The 2,436-nt window shown below is 57.3% G+C and carries 2 protein-coding genes and 1 other RNA gene; 2 read left to right on the top strand and 1 reads right to left on the bottom strand.

The features are described from left to right. Positions 1–949 (bottom strand): penicillin-binding protein activator (locus HA41_RS19345; protein WP_208612781.1); only part of this gene is annotated, 949 nt, incomplete at its 3' end. Between the two features lie 62 nt (positions 950–1,011). On the opposite strand from HA41_RS19345, the gene rsmI reads away from it, so the two are divergent. Continuing rightward, positions 1,012–1,875: a 16S rRNA (cytidine(1402)-2'-O)-methyltransferase gene (gene rsmI / locus HA41_RS19340; RefSeq protein ID WP_094122105.1), complete on the top strand. Its 864-nt coding sequence runs from the start codon at positions 1,012–1,014 to the stop codon at positions 1,873–1,875. A 33-nt stretch (positions 1,876–1,908) separates the two neighbouring features. Then, positions 1,909–2,287, top strand: an RNA gene (rnpB, locus tag HA41_RS19335) — RNase P RNA component class A. Positions 2,288–2,436: the final 149 nt, after the last annotated feature.

Raw genomic sequence — 2,436 nt, 5'->3', positions numbered from 1 at the left:
CCACCGCATCAGCAGAGGCGGGCTGCGCACTGGCGGTAGCCTCTGCTGTCGCGGGCTGGGCAGTTGCCGGCTGCGGCGCTGGCGTCAGTGCGCCATTTTTAGCGTCATTAAAGCCTTTCTGAATCGCATTGGCGAACACCTGCGCCTGGCCGTTCAACGGCAGCAGCAGTGCAATGGTGCTGGTGGAGGCTTTGGTGTAGTTCTGCATCTGACTCAGCTGAGTCGGTAAGGTCTTCGCTGCCGGATTCTGTGGATAGCGGGTCTGCCAGTCTTTAATCGCGGACTTCAACATCTCAGCATCCTGGCTATTGGCACGCCACACAGCGAGCAGATCCAGCCAGCCCTGCAGGACATTTTCGTCGGCATTAATCACCAGATTACTGACTTCCTGCTGCGGCATCTGGGTCAGTGCCTGCCAGGTGGCGTCAATATTACTTTGATGATCGGGGCCTTTCAGCAGCGGCTCCTGCGCAATATAGTTACGCAGCAGCGACAGCGAAGGACGGCCCTGAGCGCTGGCAATCTGTAAACCGTAGTAGCGGGCCAGCTGATCCTGCGACAGCGCACCGGTTTTCACCTGCTGTAAGCGCGCCTGTGCCTCTTTTACCTGCTGTGTCGACAGCTGCAGTTGCGCCTGCAACAGCAGCAACTCCTGCTGCTGAGTGTCTGATAGCTGTTGTGGTAGCTGGCTTAACTGCCGGGTCGCCTCAGGATACTTTCCTTCCTTCAACAGGGCGCGGATTGCAAGTAATTGCCAGTCGGTCTTGCTATCATCGCTGCTTTGCTGCGCTTGCTGCAGGTAATAGGCTGAATTAGCCGTGGCAGGCCCTTGAATATTGACGGTTGAGGTTTGCGGCCCCTGACCGCTACACGCGGCTAAAATCAGCCCGGCAAGAACGACAGGCAGAAAGCGTCCTGCTTTACGACGAACGACTTTTGAAGGAAGCATACTGTATCCAGTGATGTTTTTTTCAAGATGCTCAATATTAAATCGGCAATTCGGATGAAACAATGAAACAACTCGATCGGGCAGAGATTTCTGCCAGCACGCTCTACATCGTTCCAACCCCGATTGGTAATTTGGGTGATATCACCCAGCGGGCGCTGACGGTGCTTTCGAGCGTCGATCTGGTCGCTGCGGAAGATACACGTCATACCGGGCTGTTGCTACAACATTTCGCCATCAATGCGCGACTCTTCGCACTTCACGACCACAACGAACAGCAGAAGGCTGAGCTACTGCTGACGAAGCTGCAAGAGGGTCAAAGCATAGCCTTAGTTTCGGATGCCGGCACGCCGCTGATCAACGATCCCGGCTATCATCTGGTGCGGCGTTGTCGCGAAGCCGGTGTCCGGGTCGTGCCGCTGCCTGGCGCCTGTGCGGCCATCGCGGCGCTGAGTGCCGCCGGATTGCCCTCCGATCGTTTCTGTTACGAAGGGTTTCTGCCCGCCAAAACCAAAGGCCGTTGTGATGTGCTGCGCGCGCTGGTGCAGGAGCCGCGTACCCTGATCTTTTACGAATCAACCCATCGTCTGCTGGACAGTCTGCAGGATATGGTGACGGAGCTGGGCGCTGACCGATATGTGGTACTGGCGCGTGAGCTGACCAAAACCTGGGAGTCGATTTACGGTGCGCCGGTCGCCGAGCTGCTGGCCTGGGTGAAAGAGGATGAAAATCGTCGCAAAGGCGAGATGGTGCTGATTGTTGAAGGGCACAAAGCCGATGAAGAGGCGTTGCCGCCTGATGCGCTGCGCACGCTGGCGCTGTTGCAGAAAGAATTACCGCTCAAACGTGCCGCTGCCCTGACCGCTGAGATTCATGGCGTGAAGAAAAATGCGCTGTATAAGTATGCGCTGGAGCAGCAAGAGGCGTGACAAATGGCGGCGAATGTCCTATCATCCCGCGCCGAAGCTGACCAGACAGTCGCCGCTTTGTCGTCGTCCCCACTTGTGGGGAGACGGGCAGAGGGGAGGAAAGTCCGGGCTCCATAGGGCAGGGTGCCAGGTAACGCCTGGGAGGCGCAAGCCTACGACCAGTGCAACAGAGAGCAAACCGCCGATGGCCCAGTAATGGGATCAGGTAAGGGTGAAAGGGTGCGGTAAGAGCGCACCGCGCGACTGGCAACAGTTCGTGGCACGGTAAACTCCACCCGGAGCAAGGCCAAATAGGGGTTCACAAGGTACGGCCCGTACTGAACCCGGGTAGGCTGCTTGAGCCAGTGAGTGATTGCTGGCCTAGATGAATGACTGTCCACGACAGAACCCGGCTTAACGGTCAGCTTCGACTTTTTACCAAAAACCCCGCTCCGGCGGGGTTTTTGCTTTGCGAGCTAAGTGCTGACAGTGATGAATGCCTGTCCACGACGCTCTCCGTGAAAAGAACGCGGCTTAACGGTCAGCGTCGACTTATTACTAAAAACCCCGCTCCGGCGGGGG

The sequence above is a fragment of the Pantoea conspicua genome, from assembly GCF_002095315.1.
In the GTDB taxonomy this organism is placed as follows: domain Bacteria; phylum Pseudomonadota; class Gammaproteobacteria; order Enterobacterales; family Enterobacteriaceae; genus Pantoea; species Pantoea conspicua.
This window is presented reverse-complemented; position numbering and strand designations above follow the sequence as displayed.

Coding starts and splice junctions, on each gene's coding strand:
- rsmI (WP_094122105.1), top strand. CDS start 1,012: ATGAAACAACTCGATCGGGCAGAGATTTCTGCCAGCACGCTCTACATC.